This window comes from Streptococcus parasanguinis (assembly GCF_023109675.1).
GTDB classification, from domain to species: domain Bacteria; phylum Bacillota; class Bacilli; order Lactobacillales; family Streptococcaceae; genus Streptococcus; species Streptococcus parasanguinis_I.
This window is the reverse complement of record NZ_JALDUR010000005.1, coordinates 102,320-123,899: the sequence shown is the minus strand read 5'-3', so window position 1 is coordinate 123,899 and position 21,580 is coordinate 102,320. Positions and strand designations below refer to the sequence as shown.

The 21,580-nt window shown below is 44.4% G+C and carries 16 protein-coding genes and 1 pseudogene; 13 read left to right on the top strand and 4 right to left on the bottom strand.

The window, feature by feature from the left end; all coding sequences use genetic code 11:
• Positions 1-100: 100 nt before the first annotated feature.
• The 4 genes and pseudogenes from M1G14_RS05645 to M1G14_RS05630 all read left to right on the top strand — a co-directional run.
• Positions 101-208 (top strand): annotated as a pseudogene (locus M1G14_RS05645) (helix-turn-helix domain-containing protein); the annotation flags it as partial.
• A gap of 172 nt (positions 209-380) precedes the next feature.
• Positions 381-1,097 (top strand): ABC transporter ATP-binding protein, encoded by a 717-nt coding sequence (locus M1G14_RS05640; RefSeq protein ID WP_037608085.1) that lies wholly within the window; start codon positions 381-383, stop codon positions 1,095-1,097.
• A 1-nt stretch (position 1,098) separates the two neighbouring features.
• Positions 1,099-2,181 carry an ABC transporter permease gene (locus M1G14_RS05635; protein WP_247926384.1) on the top strand — a complete coding sequence of 361 codons (1,083 nt, stop codon included), beginning with the start codon at positions 1,099-1,101 and terminating at the stop codon, positions 2,179-2,181.
• A 25-nt stretch (positions 2,182-2,206) separates the two neighbouring features.
• Positions 2,207-2,830, top strand: a complete 624-nt coding sequence (locus M1G14_RS05630; RefSeq protein ID WP_247926383.1) for a TetR/AcrR family transcriptional regulator — start codon at positions 2,207-2,209, stop codon at positions 2,828-2,830.
• A gap of 68 nt (positions 2,831-2,898) precedes the next feature.
• Here M1G14_RS05630 and M1G14_RS05625 read toward each other — a convergent pair whose 3' ends face one another.
• The 4 genes from M1G14_RS05625 to M1G14_RS05610 form a co-directional block, all read right to left on the bottom strand.
• Positions 2,899-5,613, bottom strand: a complete 2,715-nt coding sequence (locus M1G14_RS05625; protein WP_247926382.1) for a DEAD/DEAH box helicase family protein — start codon at positions 5,611-5,613, stop codon at positions 2,899-2,901.
• A 149-nt stretch (positions 5,614-5,762) separates the two neighbouring features.
• Positions 5,763-7,181 carry a VWA domain-containing protein gene (locus M1G14_RS05620; protein WP_247926381.1) on the bottom strand — a complete coding sequence of 473 codons (1,419 nt, stop codon included), beginning with the start codon at positions 7,179-7,181 and terminating at the stop codon, positions 5,763-5,765.
• A gap of 271 nt (positions 7,182-7,452) precedes the next feature.
• A complete protein-coding gene (locus tag M1G14_RS05615; RefSeq protein WP_247926380.1) occupies positions 7,453-8,262 on the bottom strand; it encodes a Cof-type HAD-IIB family hydrolase in 810 nt (269 codons plus the stop codon).
• A gap of 12 nt (positions 8,263-8,274) precedes the next feature.
• The gene (locus M1G14_RS05610) at positions 8,275-9,018 is read right to left on the bottom strand and encodes a DeoR/GlpR family DNA-binding transcription regulator (protein ID WP_061590671.1); all 744 of its coding nucleotides are present in this window, start codon (positions 9,016-9,018) and stop codon (positions 8,275-8,277) included.
• Between the two features lie 177 nt (positions 9,019-9,195).
• Here M1G14_RS05610 and M1G14_RS05605 point away from each other — a divergent pair, with 177 nt between their 5' ends.
• The 9 genes from M1G14_RS05605 to metF all read left to right on the top strand — a co-directional run bounded on the left by M1G14_RS05605 (position 9,196) and on the right by metF (position 21,540).
• Entirely contained in the window at positions 9,196-9,765 is a 570-nt protein-coding gene (locus tag M1G14_RS05605) for a sugar O-acetyltransferase (RefSeq protein ID WP_061590672.1), read from the top strand.
• Positions 9,762-10,526, top strand: coding sequence for a nucleoside phosphorylase (locus tag M1G14_RS05600; protein ID WP_247926379.1), 765 nt, complete (start codon positions 9,762-9,764; stop codon positions 10,524-10,526). Before M1G14_RS05605 ends, M1G14_RS05600 begins: the two co-directional genes overlap by 4 nt.
• Positions 10,527-10,557: 31 nt before the next feature.
• Positions 10,558-11,940, top strand: coding sequence for a TrkH family potassium uptake protein (locus M1G14_RS05595; RefSeq protein WP_024055059.1), 1,383 nt, complete (start codon positions 10,558-10,560; stop codon positions 11,938-11,940).
• A gap of 9 nt (positions 11,941-11,949) precedes the next feature.
• Complete coding sequence (locus tag M1G14_RS05590; RefSeq protein WP_003008667.1) at positions 11,950-12,615, top strand: potassium channel family protein; 666 nt, start codon at positions 11,950-11,952, stop codon at positions 12,613-12,615.
• A 122-nt stretch (positions 12,616-12,737) separates the two neighbouring features.
• The gene (locus M1G14_RS05585) at positions 12,738-13,496 is read left to right on the top strand and encodes a CPBP family intramembrane glutamic endopeptidase (protein ID WP_024055058.1); all 759 of its coding nucleotides are present in this window, start codon (positions 12,738-12,740) and stop codon (positions 13,494-13,496) included.
• Between the two features lie 146 nt (positions 13,497-13,642).
• On the top strand, positions 13,643-15,874 hold the full coding sequence (locus M1G14_RS05580) for a glycoside hydrolase family 31 protein (RefSeq protein ID WP_024055057.1): 2,232 nt from the start codon (positions 13,643-13,645) through the stop codon (positions 15,872-15,874).
• A gap of 68 nt (positions 15,875-15,942) precedes the next feature.
• On the top strand, positions 15,943-17,550 hold the full coding sequence (locus M1G14_RS05575; protein WP_247926378.1) for an alpha-glucosidase: 1,608 nt from the start codon (positions 15,943-15,945) through the stop codon (positions 17,548-17,550).
• A 752-nt stretch (positions 17,551-18,302) separates the two neighbouring features.
• Positions 18,303-20,552, top strand: a complete 2,250-nt coding sequence (metE, locus tag M1G14_RS05570) for a 5-methyltetrahydropteroyltriglutamate--homocysteine S-methyltransferase (RefSeq protein ID WP_021153812.1) — start codon at positions 18,303-18,305, stop codon at positions 20,550-20,552.
• A gap of 112 nt (positions 20,553-20,664) precedes the next feature.
• Complete coding sequence (gene metF / locus M1G14_RS05565) at positions 20,665-21,540, top strand: methylenetetrahydrofolate reductase [NAD(P)H] (protein ID WP_021153811.1); 876 nt, start codon at positions 20,665-20,667, stop codon at positions 21,538-21,540.
• The last annotated feature ends 40 nt before the right edge of the window (positions 21,541-21,580 follow it).

Below are 21,580 nucleotides of genomic sequence, written 5' to 3'. Positions count from 1 at the left end.
GCGATGTTTGAACAATTTATTATATCAGAAAAATGACAGTATATGATGGAAGGAAGGGGAGTAGACCAATCAATTTCATTGTGACGCAAATTGTCATTACATGACAACAGTTGATGTAGCCTATTTACTAGGATACTCCGAAGTGTCTTCCTTCTCACGAGCCTTTAAAAAATGGACCGGACAGACTATTTCAGAGTATCGCGAGTAGATGCAGACAGAAGCTTAACAGCAGAAATTTCCATTATCAACACCAGATGTATTCATCTGGTGTTTTTATCTTTCTGAAAAAAATGAAATTTTCTACTTGGCAAGTGAGTGTTCACTCACTATAATAGATTTATCATTAAAAAGTGAGTGAACACTCACCTGGGAGGAAGTAAATGAAAACATTGCTACATTTACAAGATTTACAAAAATCTTTTGGTCAACAACTTGTGTTAAACCACGTTGGTTTTGAATTACAGTCTGGGGAAATCATTGGTCTAATCGGTCCTTCTGGTGCTGGTAAATCAACCATGATAAAAACCATGTTAGGAATGGAAAAGGCAGATAGCGGTATCGCTTTAGTCTTAGACCACACCATGCCCAATCGTCATATTCTGGGAGATATTGGCTATATGGCCCAGTCTGATGCTTTATATGAGGCTTTGTCAGGACAAGAAAATTTGGAATTTTTCGGTCAGCTAAAAGGCCTTTCCAAAAAAGACTTAAAGGATGAAATTGCCCATGTGGCTCAGGTGGTAGATTTAACAGAGCACTTAAATAAGGCTGTGTCTGGTTATTCCGGAGGCATGAAACGACGCTTGTCGCTGGCGATTGCGCTTTTAGGAAATCCTCAACTCCTGATTTTGGACGAACCGACAGTTGGAATCGACCCTTCTCTTCGAAAGAAAATCTGGAAGGAATTAATTACTCTTAGAGACAAGGGTGTAGGAATTTTGGTTACCACCCATGTCATGGATGAGGCAGAGCTGACAGATAAGGTTGGCCTCTTGTTAGGTGGAAACATCATTGCCTTTGATACACCAAAAAATCTCAAGGAAAGTTATGGTGTTTCAAGTATTGAAGAAGTCTTTTTGAAAGCGGAAGGAGAATAAGATGAGAACCCTTGCCATTGCAAAAAAAGTTATCAAAGAATTGCTTCGTGACAAACGAACCCTTGCCATGATGTTTGTGGCTCCAGTCTTTATCATGTGGTTGATGAACCTCATGTTTTCGGCTAGTACAACCGTGAACATCAAGCTAGCAACGCAGGATCTACCAACTAGTTTGGTAAAGAAAATGGATGATCTGGACCATGTCAATGTGAAAACATACAAAGACATGGAGCAAGCCAAAGAAGACTTGGCTGATGAGAAAGTCGACGCCGTCATTTCTTATAAAGACGGGGAGTATCAGGTAGATTATGCCAATACAGATGCTTCGAAAACTGCTATGACCCGTCAAGTATTGCGGACCAGTATCGCCAGTGAAGGCACCAATCAACTATTAACTCGTGTTAAACAGGCCCTTCCTCAATTGAAACTCGATGCAAAATCACCAGAAATTAAGGAATCTTATGAGTATGGAAATGAAGATACAGGTTTCTTTGCCAAAATGATTCCAGTCTTGATTGGATTTGTCGTCTTCTTCTTTGTCTTCTTGATTTCAGGGATGGCGCTGTTGAAAGAACGCACCAGCGGGACCCTAGATCGCTTATTAGCCACTCCGGTCAAACGTTCTGAAATCGTCTATGGTTACATGATGTCTTATGGAATCATAGCTATTCTTCAAACAGCAGTTGTTGTTTTAGCAGCTATTTGGTTGTTGAATATTGAAGTTGTCGGAAGTTTATTAAATGTTACAATAGTTAATGTGGTATTGGCTCTTGTAGCACTCGCCTTCGGAATTCTCTTGTCCACCTTGGCCAAATCAGAATTTCAAATGATGCAATTTATTCCTCTTGTGATTATGCCGCAGCTCTTTTTCTCAGGAATCATTCCTCTTGGTTCAATGGGAGAGTGGGCAAAAACAATTGGGAAATTCTTGCCTTTGACCTACTCAGGTGATGCCATGAGTCAGATTATTCTTTACGGACGTAACCTTGGGGATATTTTGCCAAATATCGGTGTTTTACTGCTTTTCCTTGTCGCTTTGACAATGCTGAATATTGTCGGATTGCGTCGGTATCGTAAGGTATAAAAATAAAAAGGATGTGAGGATGGACATGAACGAGAGTATTTTTGAGTCGTTTGAAGCTTATCTAGAGGGAGCAGACTATCCCAAAGGAAAGAAGAAAATTATGCAGGCAGCCGTCGATTTGATCTCGACCAAGGGTTATAATGGGACTTCAACTCTTCAAATTGCGGAGTATGCCGGGCTTAGCCAAGCCACACTCTTCAAGTATTTCCAGACCAAAGATGAGTTGCTGACGGCTATTTTACATCCGATCCTTCCTAGTCTTCTGGGAAATTTTCTGGATCAACTCTTAAATTTTCAAACAACAGAGGAAAAAATTCACTATTTCGTTTATGACCGAATGAACTACCTCAAAACCAATCAAGCTCTCTTAAAAATCGTGTTACAGGAGATATTTTCGAATGAAAAGATCAAGCAGGAGCAAGAACATATTTGGAGTTTCATTCAGGGTAGAATTGGTGACCTCCTTCAAGAACTGAAAGCGGACCCTCGCATCAATCCTGATCTGACTATTTCCCAATTCCTGCGTATTCTGATTGGCCCGCTGCTTGCCTATTTTGGTCAGCTCTATATTCTTGGAACTAATGGGCAAGTGACCGATGAAGATCTTTCCTTGGTCGAAAAGCAAATCTTAGGTGGCTTGTGGAAATAGGGGGATCTGATAGAAACAAACCAAAAAACCATATTCCATTTCAATGGGAATATGGTTTTTTACAACTTTTATTTCAAATTCGACATCACTTGTTTCTTGGTGAAGGTGCGCTCTTGTTTATTAGCTAAGGCCTTAATGCGCGCATCAAGGAGAATAGCGCGACCTTCGGCACTTCGGGTATAGACGAGGTCATACTTACCTAGGCTCTTTCGGATTTGCTCCACAAAGGCTTGGGCATCCTCTTTCCGTTTGTCAAAGAGGCTTGGTACAGCGAAATATTCTGTTTGATCGGATACCTTTTCCTGTGCTTTCAGGATATAGCGCTGATTTTCAATCGGTGCGAAGAATTCGATCATGGTTTGCGAGAAGAGTTCCTTCTCCCGCATGGTTCCGCCCTTCAAATAGATCAGCGTGTTGATGGCATCCTTTCTGTCTCGTACGACTTGGATGCGGGTTTCTTGGGTCTGGATCTGGCTAGAAAGGAGTAGGGCTTGGTGAATAGCCTGGCCGAAGACTTCTAACCGTTTATAAGGGCTATTATAGAGATAGTAGCGCAGCCAAGCAAGGAGAGCGAGAACAGCTAAAACGAATAGAAGAATTAGAGACCCTTTATTCCCTCCGCCTCTATGTGAATAGTAAAAAAGGTTGGCGACAGAATCGGTCAAAGCTGCGGCCGTCAGCCAACGAGCTAGCTTTCTGGCGTCAAAAAATAGGGCCAGGGGCAGGAAGTGTTTATCCACTTGTACCTCGTTAGCAATCTCCATATTCTCCAGAATCGGCAGGGCTGATTTCCAGCCGTCTCGGAGTTCTTGACGATGGGTAGAGCGCTCTAAGGTCTCTTCATTGAGTTTTTGCAACTGTTTTTTAGTATAGCGGATATTGTCAAAGGCTAGACGTTCGATGCCAGATTCGATGAAGGGCTCCTTGTAATGGAGGCCTAAAAATTGTTTCATCCGTCTTTCTAAGAGCTCCAGATCAGGACTGTATTCTTTCAACTGATCAGTGATGGCCTCGATCTCTTCCTTTTCAAGATCGGACTTTTCATACCATTTCTTTAGGGAAAGATTGATGGAGACCAGGTGCCAGATGTTGCTAGTCTTTTCTGGATCCTCAGGCCACACTCGGATGGCACGACCTCGCATTTGGTTGCTGAGCATAAAACTGCCGACAAAGCTCGCTAGGATCAGGGAATTGACGCAAGGAGCATCCCAGCCTTCTCCTAGAAGTGACTTGGTTCCAATGACGACTTGGATGAGCCCTTCTTGAAAGAGCTGGGTCACGGCTGTCACCAAATCATGTTGAGAACCAACCAAGCGAACCTTGAGAAAGTCATCTGGAGATAATTGGCCGACGTTTTGGTAAGTCAGTCGATTCCCTCCAAGTAGCTCTTCTAGTCTTGGCTTAGCAACTGTCGGGATGATGACGATGCTACCGGTCAAGACAGCAATGGCAGGAGGAGTAGTTAGCTCTATGCTTTCTCTGCGAATAGATTCAAAATAGGAGAGAACTCCCAATTGAGTGAATTGGGCATCTTTATCCCCGAGATGAACTTCAAAATCTTGGCGGATATAGTCTGTTAGGACCAGTTGGCGCAGTTGACTTCCAAGCGCCTGGTATTCCGCCTTGAAAATTTCTCGAACCGCATTGAGTTTTCTGAGGGATTGGTTGAGCAGAAGGTCTTGTTTTTTGTTGCGGACCAGTTTGACTTGTTTTCGATCGATCAAGCTGGCTGCTTTTAATTCATGAAGCAGTTGCTTCTCGTATTCCTCAGGTAGATTGTACCAGTGAGGCACCTGAAAGAGCAGGCCTTGCAGGAGAATTTCAAGCCAGTCCAGGGTGAAAGCAGGTAATTTCTTGGCTCCTAAAAGGTCTTGGAAACGTTGGGGAAAGGCAATTCCCTTGCTTCGAAGAAAGATCAGGGTAGCAGAGAGATACTGGGGCTCATTGAGCAATTCATCATCGCTGATCTGACCCGATAAGGCCTGGCAGGTTTGGAGGTGTTGGCAAAAGAGGGGATCGGAAGTCAGTTGTTGCAAGAGAGCATTCTTTTGTTGGCTAAAAGCATCCAACTGCTCTTGCTCTTCCTTGGTTGGAAAGGCAAAGTAGACATAGTCTTGGTGAGGACAAAGGGTGTCTTCCTTGACCAATTCGGGAACCGTAATTTCCTCATCAATCTCACCACACATGCGGATATAGCGATCCCAAAGGGCAGGATCCCCTTCATAGGGAGGGGTGGCGGTAAGGGAGATCATCTTTAAGTCAGGGAAGGCTTGACGAAAGGCTTCCAAACTCTTCCACCATTCATTGCGTAAGTGGTGACACTCATCTAAACAAAGGGTTCCGAGTGAGATGGCTTTGAAAGTAGTGAAGATATCAAAGCCTTTGAAATCAAATGTTTCAATCTCTGCCTGGTCATCGGTATCCTCAGCTTGCGATTGACCGACGACTTGGTTCATGGCGCTGTGTAGGGCCTGATAGGTAGCTACTGTAATCAGCTTAGGATGTTTTAAGTCTTGTGAAATCAGTTGTTCCGCTTGACTTTCATCACTCAAGAATGCCTGGATAATCCGATCCACCCATTGTTGACGAATGGTGACCGTTGGAGCCAAGATCAGGGTTGGCTGGCCGAAGCGTCTGATAAATTCGATTCCCAGGGTTGTTTTTCCCGAGCCAGGAGCTGCTACCAAATGTAGATGGCCATCCGCCATAAAAGCGTCACTCTTATCGAGAACGCGTTTTTGATAGTGTCTCCATTGGCCTGTAAAGGCTAGTTCTTGTAACATTGGTTTCCTCCCTTGTACTGTCCCCATTATATCATAGCGGGGGACAAGAATCTCTTGGTAGAAGTTGAAGATTTCCGCTTTCTAATGAAAATAGCAAAGGGGAAATTTTGAGTGATAAAAAGCCCAATCAACGGATTAGGCTTTTCATGTTAGTCTTTCTTTGTTTTACGAGAGAGGCCAAAGGCAGCACCCATGCTAAGAAGACCAAGACCTAGAGTCGTCAAAGCAATTGAGGTCTTGCTTCCTGTATTTGGAAGGCTTGCTTCTTTTTGAGGAAGAGCAGCTGGTGCGATATAAACTGCTGTTTTGACAGGCTCATCTTTAGCCGGTGTGAAAACGGTCGGTTTCGCAGGAGTGACAACAGCCGGTTTCTGAGGAGTAGGAGTCGGTGTTGCAGGTGTTTGGATGCTAGGCGTTTGTGGTTTTGCTTTCGCCACGCGGTGAGTTTTTGAGATCAACTCATACTTGTCTGTTTGGACTTTGAAGACACGACCTTTTTGGACAGTTTCAACGACTTTGTTGGCAAATTGAACGTTCAACAAGTCAGCAAAGTTTTTGTCGATATCTAAGTAGAGACCATTTGTTCCATTGACCAATGGATCAAAGTCTTTTTTCTCAGCTGTTTCACCAACCACTGTCAAAGAGATGCCAGCATCTTGAAGGGCCTTCAGTGTCGCTTCTTTGGTTGGTGTATCCTTTGTAAGATCAATGTCCTCGTCTGTAATCAAGAAAGCAAAGCGATGGTTGTTTGCCCCAGCCCCCCAGTTGTAGTCCCCTGAAGTAGCAATATGATGCAATGGAACAGTAGCATTTTCATAGTAGCCTTTAGTTTTGATGGTTTTCAAAGCAGAAATGAAACTTTCTGGATCACTTGTGAACTTAGATCCATTGAAATCATGGTATTTAACTTCACTAGCTCTTTCGTATTCAACCAATCCTAAACGAGCTTGAATATTTTTTGCCGATAGATTGCGAACGAAGGTCTCGACATTCTTCATCGTATCCCTGATGTGAGAATCCATTGAAGTTGATTTGTCGATGACAAAGACGATGTCTGATGTTGCTTGAACTTCTTTTTTATTGACGACATCTGCTTCTTTTGTCACTTCGACTACAGTTGTTTTGTTGACGGTTTCAGTTGTTGTCTCAGTGTAGTCAGCTGTTTCTTTGGTTGATGTAGCTGTCTTGGTAGAAGAGACTGGTTTTGAAGTGCCAACAGGTGTGTCTTGATCGGCTAAGCTAGTCGTTTTGATGGTTGCTGTTGAGGTAGTGGTTGTATCTGCACCGTCTGTTTTAGCAGCTGGGCCAGTTTTTTTAACGTCCACAGCGATAATATCTCCAGTTTTTGCTTTATCAGCAGGAACAACTGGTGTATTGGCTTTGGCGTTGATTTCTTCTGTTGCAGTGGTGATAGGTGATTTTGCTGTTGTAGGAGCTGCAGGAGCAGCTTGACTTGTGCTAGGTGCAACGTCGTCAGCAGAAGCAATAGTCGTTCCTGTGAAGACTGTTCCTAAAACAACGGAAGCTAAAGTTAAAGTTTGTTTACGTGAAATAGTATATTTTTTCAAAATACGTCCCCTTTTTAATAAACTTTTTTCTATCATACAGGTTTTTGAAAAACTTGTCAACGGTATAATAATCAAGGGTTTTGTTGGTTTTTATATCCCTAGTTATTGATAAAAAACCAAACGGGAGAAATATGCATAAAATAGGTTTAATATACAAACTATATAAAAAGAAATAGGATTTCTACAAATTTGCAGGAATCCTTATTTTATCGGCATTTCTACTATATTTTTTATCCGTAAAAAATACTAGCTAGTCACTTTATTTATGTTTCTAAATCAACACATAGGTTTCAACCGCTTGTCCAGCCCCGTTTTCATTGTTGGTCTTTGTCACGACGGTCGCTCCCTCTTTCACTTCTTGTGGAGCATTGCCCATAGCGACTCCGATGCCTGCTTTTTTGAGCATAGGGAGGTCGTTGAAGTTGTCTCCCATGGTGAGGACTTCTTCTAAGCTCAAGTGGTAGTGATTAGCGAGCTCAACCAGAGCATCCTCTTTAGAGACGTGCTTAGCAGTAACTTCTAGGTAGTTGGCTTTGGAGAGATAAAAGGCGGTAGAAGGAAAGTCGTCGGCGGGAATTGCACGATAGAGAGCTTGGATCTCTTCTGGCTCTCCGATTAAGAGCAATTTGTGGAGGGGCTTTGTCGGATCCAGCAAAGGATCCAATAGGGGAAGAATGAGAGGTTTTTCTCCTGTAATCCGGGCCTCCTCTTGACTCCATTGGTCAAGGCGGTCGGTTATCCAGTCTTTTCCACTATAGAGGTTGATCGAAACCTGAGGAAAGTGTTGGTTGGCCCAGTCGATAAAGTTCCGGGCTTCCGTCTTGTCCAAAGGATGCTCGAAAAGCACCTGCTCTCCCTTTTGGATCAAGGCACCATTGTAGCAAGCCATGGGGCAGTCTTCTATACCGAGTTCTCTGGCGATGGGAGCCATCCCTTTTGGAGAGCGAGCAGAGGCCAGTACGAAAGGAATGGTTTCGCGTTTTAAATCCGGGATCAATGCTGTCAACTGTGGATCGATCTGATGGTGGTCATTTAAGATGGTGCCATCGATATCGCTGATGATGAGACGAATATGAGACATAATGAGGACCTCCTAATAGAGAATAGTGGTTTCACTGCCGATTTGTTTAAGGATGTCAGGGCTTGGTTTTTGATCAGTAATCCAATAGTCAAATTGCTGGAGACGAGCGAGATAGTAGTTAGCATGTTGGTGGAACTTGGCACTTTCTGCCACCAGCACCTTGGTACGAGTCCGTTCAAAAACGAGAGACTTGACTGCAACGTCTTCAGCATCCTCAAAGGTGACTTCGCCATTGGCTAAGCTACTCGCTCCAAAAAAAGCAAGATCAAAGCGAAGATTGTCCAGCATGTGTGCTTGATTCGCGTCATAGTAGAAGCGGTTTTTAGGGTAGAATTTCCCGCCTAAGAGATGAACGTCAACCTGGGAATGGCTACTGAGCTGGATGGCATTGTCAAGGGAATGCGAATAGACCGTGACTTCCTTATTCAGCATGCCAGCAAGCAGGGTCATCGAGGTGGAAACGTCGAGAAAGATCACTTGTCCATCTTGGATCAATTGCAGGGCCTTTTGAGCCATGGCAGTCTTTTCCTTGTTGGCTCTCTGGCTACGGTCTAGGTAAGAAGGTCCGGGTTCTTTGTTTAAGGGGAGAAGTCCACCATGGGTCCTACGGACTAGCTGGCGTTGGCTCAGAAGGGCAAAGTCTCTGCGGATAGTATCTTTTGAGACCTTGAAATAATCGACCATTTCTTTAGCGGATAGCTGTTTTCGCTCTTCTAAAAGTTCTAGGATTTTTTCGAGCCGTTGTTCCTGGTACATGAATTCGCTCCTTATTGCTGTTCTTGTCTTTATTGTACATCATTTTATAAGCAAGTGCAAGTTTTCTTAAGCGTGTTTAAGTATTTATGATCTTTTTCTTAGAAAACCTTATTACTGACGTTTGTTTTAAAGGGGGAATTCTGCTATAATATGTCAAAATAACGTGGAGGTTTCCTTATGGCCAGTGAATATGAAAAAATGATTGCAGGTGACTATTATAGACCTGCGGACCCTGAATTACGGGCTTTGGCAAAAGCTTCTCGGGAGAAACAAGAAGCCTTTAACCAAGAAGTAGACCCTAAAAAAGGGGCCACCATCATCAAAAAGTGGTTTGGCTCTACCGGTGAAAACCTCTATCTCAACCGTCAGGTTCTTGTGGATTATGGGATCAACATCCATCTGGGAGAGCATTTCTATGCCAATTACAATTTGACTATGTTGGATATATGTCCCATTACGATTGGAAAGAATGCCATGATTGGTCCTAATTGCCAATTTTTGACCCCCTTGCACCCACTGGATCCAGATGAACGCAATTCTGGTCTGGAGTATGGGGCTCCGATTACGATTGGGGACAATTTCTGGGCAGGAGGAGGCGTCACCATCCTTCCTGGTGTCACGCTGGGTGATAATGTGGTCGCTGGCGCTGGGGCAGTCGTGACCAAGTCTTTTGGAAACAATGTAGTCCTTGCAGGAAACCCAGCCCGTGTCATTAAAGAAATACCCGTTAAAAAGGAGAAGGGATGATCCATAAACATGAAATTCCTATTTTAGAGTTTGACGACAATCCGCAGGCAGTCATTATGCCGACCCATGAGGGACTTGATCTGCACCTACCTGAAAAATGTGTGTATGCTTTCTTGGAGGATGAGATTGATCGCTTTGCCAAAACTGTTGGAGCTGAGCAAGTGGCTACCTTTGTCTCAGCTACCAAGGCTTATCCAGTCTATGTTCTGGAGCACCAAGGGGAGAAAGTCTGCTTGGCACAAGCGCCAGTTGGATCTGCACCTGCTGCCCAATTCATGGATTGGTTGATTGGCTATGGGGTGAGGAAAATCATTTCCTCAGGAAGCTGTGGCGTCTTGGTGGACATGGAAGAAAATGCCTTCTTGATCCCGACCAAGGCCTTGCGAGATGAGGGAGCTAGTTACCATTATGTAGCGCCTTCTCGTTATATCGAAGTGGACAGTCGTGCACTGACCGCCATTGAAACTGTCTTGAAAGGAAAAGAAATTCCTTATCAAGAGGTCATGACCTGGTCGACGGACGGTTTTTATAGAGAAACACCTGACAAGGTGGCCTATCGCATTGAAGAAGGGTGTCGTGTTGTGGAGATGGAGTGTGCCTCACTTGCAGCAGTCGCCCAGCTTCGTGATGTAGTTTGGGGCTTGCTCCTATTTACCGCAGATTCTCTTGCAGACCTGGAAAATTATGACCAGCGTGACTGGGGTGCTGAAGCTTTTGAGAAGGCCCTAGAATTGTGCCTAGAGATGGTTCATCACTTGTAGGTCTTTTCACTTTTTATGATACAATGAAGCTATGTTAGTCAAATTATTTTTTAAACAATGGCGGGCCAAGCTGACTCGTCTGTCTCCGGCAAGGCGAATCTTTCTCAGCTTTGCCTTGCTTATCCTGGTGGGCTCGCTCTTATTGAGTCTGCCTTTTGTCCAGCAAGCGAGCTCGAAAGCAGGCTATATCGACCACCTCTTTACAGCGGTCTCCATGGTCTGTGTGACGGGGCTCTTTACCCAGTCGGTGGCTTCGACCTATAATGGTTTGGGGCAATTGATCTGTATGCTCTTGATCCAGATCGGAGGCCTAGGGATCTTGACCTTTATTGGGCTCTTCTTTATGGAAGGTCGCCAAAAACTTAGTTACAAGGACCGGCAGACCATTCGGGACAGTTTTAGTTTTAGCAATAACCAGAGCTTGGCCCGTTTTGTCCGCTCCATCTTTATTACCACCTTTACCATCGAAGGGCTGGGGGCCCTGCTCCTCATGACCCGCTTTATCCCTCGCTTTGGCTGGGGGCATGGGATCTTTAACTCCATCTTTGTTGCGGTCTCGGCCTTTTGTAATGCGGGCTTTGATAATTTTGGAGGCGATAGTATGATGAGCTTCCAGACCGATTGGTTGGTCAATCTGACCTTGTCTGCCCTTATTATTACAGGGGGTTTGGGCTTTATGGTTTGGTTTGACCTGGTCACCAAGGCCCGTAACCAATCCGGACGACGGACTCTTCGCTTTCACACCAAGGTGGTTCTCTGGTTAACAGCTGCGATTCTCCTCTTTGGGACAGTAACCAGCCTCTTGACCGAGTTTAATAATCCGGCAACCATTGGGTCCCTGCCATTGGGAGAGAAGGTCTTGGTCAGCTTTTTCCAAACTGTCAGCATGCGGACGGCCGGTTTTGCCTCCTTAGATTATACAGCAGTTCGGCCAGTGACACTTTTTATCTATCTCTTGCAGATGTTTCTAGGTGGCGCACCTGGTGGGACAGCAGGGGGCATGAAAATTACGACATTCCTGGTCTTAGTTCTTTTGGCTCGCAAGGAATTACTTGGATTACCACATACCAATTTGGGTAAGCGTACCATCGCACCAGACTTGGTGCAACGCTCTTTGGGGACAGCGGTAATCTTCCAGTTGACCTTTCTTCTTGGTCTCTTTGGCCTTTGTCTCGTGACTCCGGATGGCCAACGATTTCTGTATCTGGTCTTTGAGGTGGTGTCGGCTCTAGCGACAGTAGGTGTGACGGCTAATGTGACCTCAACCTTAAATGGAGCGGGACTTGGCATCATCATGGTCCTCATGTTTATCGGTCGGATAGGTCCCCTGACCCTCATGGTCAGCTTGAACAATTACAAAGCCAAGAAGGCAGACGCCTTGCAGTATGCCAAGGCAGACATCATTATCGGATAGGAGAGACTTATGGCAAATCGAACCATTGGAATTCTGGGCTTAGGGATTTTTGGACAGAGTGTCTTAAAAACCCTGCAGGACCAGGATGTGGATATCATTGCAATTGACGATCATGAAGATGTGATCAACCAGTATGAATCTATGATTACAACTGGGATTGTTGGAGACATTACGGAAATGGACCTCTTGGATGCGGCAGATATTGGGAACTGTGACACAGTCGTCATTGCGACGGGAGAAAACTTGGAATCAAGTGTCCTGGCGGTCATGCACTGTAAGGCACTTGGCGTCGAGCACGTCATTGCCAAGGTCAAGAATGAAGTGACCAAGGAAGTCCTTGAGAAGATTGGAGCTGATTTGGTCATCCTACCAGAGGTAGAAGCGGGGATGTCCCTCGCTAAGATGATCCTCTTCCAACACGGGATTGAAGTCTTCCAGTTGGATGAAGCAGTGGTGGTGGCTGAGTTTACGGTTCCAGCTAGCTGGGTAGGAAAAAGCCTTCAGGACTTGGCTGTCAGAGAGGAGTACCATCTCAATATTATCGGCTATCGAGATGCGGAAGACCAACCGCTTCATATTCAGATTGGTCCCGACTTTATCTGGCCTGAAGGGGTGCGCGTGATGGCAGTGACAGACAACCAATATTTAGATAGAATCCAAGATTTGTTAGACTAATAGTGTAATGGAAACGGCCCAAAGGTCGTTTTTTTCTTCTCTAGGTTAACTCTTCTTTAAGCATTGATTGCTAAAGTAAGAGAAACAAAAATACTTCCATTGTGGGAATAGAAGGATGAAAGATGACATTTTTTAACAGAATACGACCCAAACAGCCCTTAAAAGAGCTCAAATGGTTTGATATTGGCATTGTGACGGTCATTCTCTTTGGGCAATTCATTGTCCGCTCGACCCAGCTGTTTTTAGCCAGTTTTCAGCCAGTTGCGCAGACTGCAGTAGCCACAAGCAGTAGCAGTACTGCAAGTGAAGGAGCTGCTTATTCCAGCAATATGACCCTGCAATTGATCTTGCTGGCTCTAGCCCTTCTTTACTTGCTGCTCCGTCGCTTTGATTTTAAACAATTGCCGATCCGCTTCAAGTGGTCCACCTTGATCTGGGTGCCCCTGCTCTTTGCAGCGATGGGACTTTTTGGAGATGTGATCTCAACGGTTTCGGGTGAATACAATTACCTAAGTCCGAGTCTTTGGCCTTTTATCGATCCTATGCAGATCCTCCATAAGTTCATGGCTTTGAGTCCCATGGCAATTGCTTATGGTTTGCTCAATGGATTTTATGAAGAATTTTTCTTTTTGGGCTTAATGACTTCGGTAAGTGAGAAGAACAAATGGAAGGCGCTGGCCTTTTCAACTCTGATCCGTTTTTCTTTCCACACCTATCAGGGGCTTCTCTGGGCCCTTGTGATTGGCGTCATTTATGGACTCTTTTATTACTTCATGTACAAGAAGGTCGTCAAGAATCTCTTGCCATTTTTCCTCATGCATGCCTTGGGAGATATGTTTGGCTCGAGTCTTATGTATCTCTTGATCAATTGGGGAAGTTGATCTTATAAAATTTTAGGAAAGACTCTGTCAAGTGTTGACAGGCCTTTTTTTGAGTGCTATAGTAAAATCGTAAGCGCTTACCTAGTGAAGCGGAGCAGATAAAAAGCGGGCAGTCAGATGCCCTATAAAAAGAGGAGGAAAGACAAATGGCAGGATCAGTGATACAGGGAGATAACTACCGAATCTCCGTATTAACGGAATCTTTGGTTCGCTTAGAATACTCAGAGGATGGTGTTTTTGAAGATGGTCAGACGCAAGTTGTGCAAAATCGTGATTTTGGACCTGTTGCTTATGAGGTCGTAGAGACAGAAGAGGTCCTCGATCTGCATACGGAGCATCTCCACCTTCATTTTGAAAAGGGACCTTTTACACCGGATCGGCTTTTTATTGAGCTCAAGGGTCAGTATGCAGTCTATGGTAGCCGGTGGCACTATGGAGATCAGCCTGAGACCTTGAAAGGTACCAGTCGGACGCTTGACGAGGTCGATGGAGCTATGGAGTTGGAAGATGGGATCTTGAGCAAGGCCGGTTATGCTCTTTTGGACGATTCCAGTTCCTACTTGTATGATGTCGAAAGCGGATTTAGAGCACGGTCATGTTCAGAAGTGGATCTGTATTTCTTCGGTTATGGGCGCGATTATCTAGGGGCCTTGAAAGATTTTTACCATCTGACGGGACAACCACCCCTCTTGCCACGTTATGCTCTGGGAAACTGGTGGAGTCGGTATTGGCCTTATACCAGTCAGGAGTACACAGATTTAATGGATCGTTTCAAAGCTGAAGGGGTGCCTTTGGCTGTCAGTGTGATCGATATGGACTGGCACAAGACAGCAATTCCTGCTCGCTTTGGAAGTGGTTGGACGGGCTATAGTTGGAACCGGGACTTGATTCCTGATCCAGCTGCCTTCTTACATGGTCTGCATGAGCGTGGTTTAAAGGTGACCTTAAATGTCCATCCAGCAGATGGCATTCGCGCCTTCGAAGATGCTTACCCCAAGGTCGCAAAACGCTTGGGATTAGATGCGGAAAAAGAAGAAGCGGCTAGCTTTGACTTTTACAGTCCAGCCTTTCGCGAAGCTTATTTCGAAGATGTCCACCATCCCTTGGAAAATCAAGGAGTCGACTTTTGGTGGATTGATTGGCAACAGGGAAGTCATGGCAAGATGGATCCCCTTTGGTTGTTAAATCACTATCATTATCTAGACAATTGCCGAAAAGGCCAAGCTGGTCTCATCTTATCGCGTTATGGGGGTCCTGGCAGCCACCGGTATCCGATCGGTTTTTCAGGGGATACCATTGTGACTTGGGAATCCCTAGCCTTTCAACCCTATTTTACCAGCACAGCTTCAAATATCGGCTATACGTGGTGGAGTCACGATATTGGTGGCCATATGCGGGGTTACTATGATGAAGACTTGGCTCTTCGCTGGTTGCAGTTTGGGGTCTTTAGTCCGATCAATCGTCTCCATAGTTCTTGTAATGCCTTTAACAGCAAGGAACCGTGGTTTTACTCGCCTGAGACCTGTCGCTGGATGAAGCAGTATTTGCGCCTGCGTCACAGCTTACTGCCTTATCTTTACACCATGAATGTGGCGACGCATGAAGAAGGACTGCCTTTGGTTCAGCCCCTCTATTACCATTACCCAAACGAAGAAGAGGCTTATGAGGCTAAAAATCAATATTTCTTTGGTAGTGAACTCATGGTGGCCCCAATTACCGAATCGCTGGATCCGGTCTTTCATAGTGCTTCTGTGAGTGTTTGGTTCCCAGACGGAGTTTGGTATGATTTCTTCCATGATTGGAAGTACGAAGGAAAAGGCAAGCTTACAGTCTTTAGAGCTAGCCAGGATATTCCGGTCTTTGCGCGTGCAGGAGCCATCATCCCTATGGATGCACAACCGCAGACAGGGGTAGAGCTACCAGAAATGCTGGACTGGCATCTTTTCCCAGGTGACAATCGTTCCTTCGTACTCGTTGAAGGAGAAGGAGATAACAGGGTTGAAACCCGCCTAACTGTCAATTGGGATGAAAGAAAGATTAGGCTGGATTTAACAGGTGATCTAACGCTGCTTCCTGAAAAGAGACAGCACCGGTTCTTCCTCCATACCTTAAAGACAGCCCCTATCTTAGTAGACAATCAAAGTCAAGAAATTGCGATGGGTGAGCTGCAATCGCGTCCTACTGCAAAAGAAGATCGGATGTTTGAGCTCTTGAAATCTGCCAACCTGGCCTACGATAGGAAGAATGAATTATTTGCGGCTTGTTCAACAGCCAAGGATTGGAAACAGTTGATGAAGATCATTACACCTTTAGAGGAAGGTTTGCGTCAACGTCTCTTTGAAGTGATTTATTCCAGTGAAGAGAATGAAGACTTGTAAATTCTTGCAATTTTACCCCTATTTTTGTATGATGAAAGTGATTTCACAATCATAAAGGAGAAGAAAAAATGGAACAAAAATGGTGGCATAATGCCGTAATTTACCAAGTTTATCCAAAGAGTTTCAAGGATAGTAATGGCGATGGCATCGGAGATCTCAAGGGGATCACGAGCAAGCTAGACTACTTGGAAAAATTAGGGGTTACAGCGATCTGGCTCTCACCAGTCTACAAGAGTCCCATGGACGATAACGGCTATGACATCTCGGATTACGAGGATATTGCCTCCATCTTTGGTAGCATGGAAGATATGGAAGAATTGATCGCAGAAGGCCATAAACGCAAGATCAAAATCATCATGGATTTGGTGGTCAACCATACCTCTGATGAGCATGCTTGGTTTATCGAGGCGCGTGAAAACCCAGACAGTCCAAAGCGGGATTTCTATATTTGGCGCGATGAGCCCAATGGCATCATTTCTGCTTTTAGTGGCTCTGCTTGGGAATTTGATGAAGCATCAGTCCAATACTACCTGCATAACTTCAGTAAGAAGCAACCAGACCTCAACTGGGAAAACGAGGAGCTTCGTCATCAGATCTATGACATGATGAATTTCTGGATTGACAAGGGAATTGGTGGCTTCCGTATGGATGTCATCGATATGATCGGTAAGATCCCAGATCAGGAAATCATCAGCAATGGTCCCATGCTCCATCCTTATTTGAAGGAAATGAATCAAGCTACCTTTGGCGATAAGGATCTGCTCACCGTGGGAGAAACTTGGGGAGCGACTCCAGAGATTGCTAAGCAATATTCCAATCCAAAAAATCAAGAATTGTCCATGGTCTTCCAATTTGAACACATTGGTCTTCAATACCAACCGGGTCAACCAAAATGGCACTACGCCAAGGAATTGGATGTGCCAAAATTGAAAGAAATTTTCACCAAGTGGCAGACGGAATTAGGAAAAGACGAAGGCTGGAATTCCCTCTTTTGGAACAACCACGATCTCCCACGGATTGTGTCAACTTGGGGGGATGATGGCGACTACCGTGTCAAATCTGCCAAGGCTTTAGCTATTCTGCTTCACTTGATGAAGGGAACTCCGTATATCTATCAAGGGGAAGAAATTGGGATGACCAATTATCCATTTAAGACCCTCGAGGATGTGGAAGATATCGAGTCAATCAACTATGCCCATGAAGCCTTAGAAAAAGGAGTGCCACTCGAAGTGATCATGGATCAGATCCGCCATATTGGTCGGGACAATGCACGGACACCGATGCAGTGGAATGATGAAGCAGAAGCTGGCTTTACGACAGGTCAACCATGGCTTGCTGTCAACCCAAACTACAAAGAGATCAATGTTGAGGCTGCTCTAGCAGATCCAGACTCCATTTTCTATACCTACCAAGCTCTGGTGGCCTTGAGAAAAGAGCATCCTTGGCTTGTGACGGCTGATTATGAATTGGTGGACGCGGCAGATAAGATTTTTGCTTACAAGCGGGTAGAAAGAGAGCAAGCCTACCTCGTCGTTGTCAATCTCTCAAGTCAAGAGCAAGACTTACCGCTTGTCAATGGAGTTGAAGAGGTTCTCATTGCCAATACCAAGGTGGAGCAAGTCCTCGAATCAGGCAAGTTAGCCCCTTGGGATGCCTTCTGTGTCAAATTAGCCTAATACAAGTAAAAAAATAGAGGAAATTCCTTCCTCGTAGAAGCAGGTCTTTCTCAGTAGAGAAGGCCTGTCAGAATGAGGACGAAGTCATCTAAAAAACTTTCCTTAGGTGAATACGGACGTCAGCGAACTTCGAAGAAGTTCCAAGACTAAATCAAGATACAAAGGGCGACTGCGGATAAAGGCAAAATAGGAAGTTTGACGAAGAATCTTTAGATTCTAGGAGAACTTATCTTTTTGACACAATCCGCAGCCCGTGTTCAATTCGTATTGAGCCCCTTCGCTCTTTAATTTCTGGGCTCAGGCTAAAACAGTTTCCCAAACTGTTTTACTCTCAAAACTCCCGAGTGCTAGAAACAAAAGTGTTTCTAGCACTTTTCTCACGGCGGAAAGTTTCAGTAGTTGATAGAATCATTCTAACGAACACATTTTTATAGAATTTCTTAGATTTGTAAACAGAAGCAGTTTGTTTATGCTTGCACAGGTCTTTCTCGATAGAGAAGGCCTGCTTTACTTTTTAGAGGCCGTCCTTCTAGCGGAATCCGCTCAAAATCTGCTCAAAAATGGTTTAGGGACGCTTGGGCTATAGGAAATATTTATAAGGAGTCCTAGTTTTTGCTTTTGAGCTCTGGTCTCAAGGCCCATTAAATCTGTGTTATAGTTTTTGGCTATATCAAAATTCGTGTAAAAGCAATTATACAAGATGCCTATCTTCTGATATGATAGTGTCAATTAGAATTTTTGGAGGACACAACATGTCAACTACAATTATCGGTTTCCCACGTTTGGGTGAATTCCGTGAATTAAAATTTACAACTGAAAAATACTTTAGAAAAGAAATCTCAGCAGACGAGCTCTTGGCAGCTGCTAAAGACTTGCGTGCTAAACACTGGAACATTGTTAAAGAACAAGGCATCTCAGAGATTCCTTCAAATGACTTCTCACACTACGACAATTTCCTTGATGCAGCCTTCCTTTTCAACGTCGTGCCTGCATCTGTTCAAAACTTGGATTTGACAGACCTTGAACAATACTTCGCTTTGGCGCGTGGTTACCAAGGTGAAAAAGGGGATGTGCGTGCCCTTCCAATGAAAAAATGGTTCAACACCAACTACCATTACATCGTTCCTAAATTTGAAAAAACAACAGAAGTGAAATTGGCTGGTCACAAGATTTTTGATGAGTACCAAGAAGCTAAAGAATTGGGGATCAACACTCGTCCAGTAGTCGTTGGACCATTCACTTTCCTTCAATTATCTGACTTTGAAGATGGTGTGAAAGATGAGGACTTCGTCGACAGCTTGGTTGCTGCTTACCAAGAAGTCTTTGCCAAATTGGCTGAGCTTGGTGCGACTCGTATTCAACTCGATGAGCCAGCTCTTGTCAAAGATTTGTCAGCTGAAGAAAAAGCTCTCTTCTTGAACCTCTACAACAAACTCTTGGCTGACAAGAAAGGTCTTGAAGTCTTGATCCAAACTTACTTTGGTGATGTTCGTGATGTCTACAATGACCTTGTAAACTTGCCAGTAGATGGTATTGGTCTTGACTTTGTTGAAGGCAAGAAAACACTTGAATTGGTGAAAGGTGGCTTCCCAGCTGATAAGACCCTTTATGCAGGTATTGTCAATGGGAAAAACATCTGGCGCAACAACTATGAAAAGAGCTTGGAAATCTTGGATCAAGTTCCAGCTGAAAAGGTTGTCTTGACGACTTCTTGCTCCCTTCTTCATGTGCCATTTACAACGGCTAACGAAGATTTTGAACCAGCTATTTTGAACCACTTCGCCTTTGCAGTTGAAAAATTGGGTGAATTGCGTGACTTGGATGCCATCCGCAATGGTCAAGGGGCAGAAGCTCTTGCTGCCAACAAAGAACTCTTTGCAACAGAACGCGTTGGAGCAAATGCTGAACTTCATGCTCGTATCGCAGCTTTGACAGAAGCAGACTACACTCGTTTGCCAGCTTTCGCAGAACGGGAAGAAATCCAAAAAGAAGCCTTCAAGCTTCCAGCACTTCCAACAACTACCATCGGATCCTTCCCTCAAACTAAGGAAGTACGTGCCAAACGTTTGGCCTTCCGTAAGGGTGAATTGACACAAGAAGAATACGATGCCTTCCTTGCTGAAACGATCGACGAATGGATCAAATGGCAAGAAGAAGTTGGATTTGACGTGCTTGTACACGGTGAATTCGAGCGGAACGATATGGTTGAGTACTTCGGTCAAAACTTGTCTGGTTACCTCTTCTCTAAAAACGGTTGGGTACAATCATACGGTATGCGTGGGGTGAAACCACCAATCATCTGGGGTGATGTGACTCGTCTTAACCCAATCACTGTCAAATGGTCTAGCTACGCACAAAGTCGTACGGATAAACCTGTTAAAGGGATGTTGACTGGACCTGTTACCATTCTTAACTGGTCATTCCCACGCGAAGATATCTCTATCAAGGATTCTACTCTTCAAATCGCTCTTGCTATCAAGGATGAAGTTCTTGACCTTGAAGCTGCAGGCGTGAAAATCATCCAAATCGACGAGGCTGCTCTTCGTGAGAAATTGCCACTTCGTCGTAGCGACTGGTACGAAGATTACCTTGACTGGGCGATTCCAGCCTTCCGTTTGGTACACTCAACTGTAGCGCCAGATACACAAATCCACACTCACATGTGTTACTCAGAATTTACAGATATCATCCCTGCTATCGACAACTTGGATGCAGACGTTATCTCATTTGAGGCAAGCCGTTCAAACCTTGAAATCTTGGATGAGTTGAAAGCGAAAAACTTCCAAACAGAAGTTGGACCTGGGGTTTACGATATCCACTCACCACGTGTCCCACAAGACGGTGAAATTGATCACACCATCGAAGCAATCTTGGCCAAAGTACCAAGTGGCAAAGTTTGGATCAACCCTGACTGTGGTTTGAAGACTCGCGGAATTAAAGAAACAAAAGAAAGCTTGATCAAACTAGTGAATGCCGCTAAAGAAGCGCGTGAACACTTGTAAGAAATGTTTCGAGGACCTTCTATCATCGTGTAGAGGGTTTTCGACTCATCCCTTATCCTAGAAATAGTGGCTCAGAGTTCTTGATCAAAGAAACAAAAGAAAAGGATAGAATATGTCACAACACACACCGTCTCTGTCATTTGAAGTTTTTCCTCCAAATCCTGAAGTAGGCAATGCCAAGCTCTTACGTGCCTTGGCCAATATGCAGGAGCTAGCTCCTCACTTTATTAGTGTGACTGCTAGCAATAATAAATACAATATCAAAGAGACGACGGTTGCTTTAGCCAATTACATTCAAAATGAATTGTCTATTCCGACGATTGCTCACTTGCCAGCCGTCTATTTGAGCAAGGAAAAAGTGGCCGATACTCTTCATGAGTTAGATGAAGTAGGGGTTCATCGGATTTTGGCTCTGCGTGGGGATATTATCCCTGGTGTGGAACCTTTAAAAGACTTTCGTTATGCAACGGATCTGATTGAATTTATTAAAAGAGAAGCTCCTCATTTTGAGGTGATTGGTGCTTGCTATCCTGAGGGACACCCAGATTCTCCAAACCAAATTTCAGATATTCAAAATCTTAAAAAGAAGGTAGATGCAGGGTGCTCTAGCTTGGTCACTCAACTTTTCTTTGACAATGAGCGTTTCTATGATTTTCAGGATAAGTGTACCTTGGCTGGGATCGATGTTCCTATTCATGCAGGAGTGATGCCGATTCTCAACCGTAATCAGGCTCTTCGTCTCCTTAAGACTTGTGAAAATGTTCATATCCCACGGAAGTTTAAAGCCATTCTGGACAAGTACGAGCATGATCCAAAGTCTCTTCGCGCAGCTGGCTTGGCTTATGCAGTCGATCAAATCGTTGATTTGGTTACTCAAGATGTGGCAGGTGTCCATCTTTACACCATGAACAATGAAGATGTCGCTTACCACGTCTACCAAGCGACAAAGGATTTATTTGCTCATCAACCGAATTTTGAAGTGAATTAATCAACACTTTTAGTAGGAAGTGTAGAGATTGAGAAAGAAT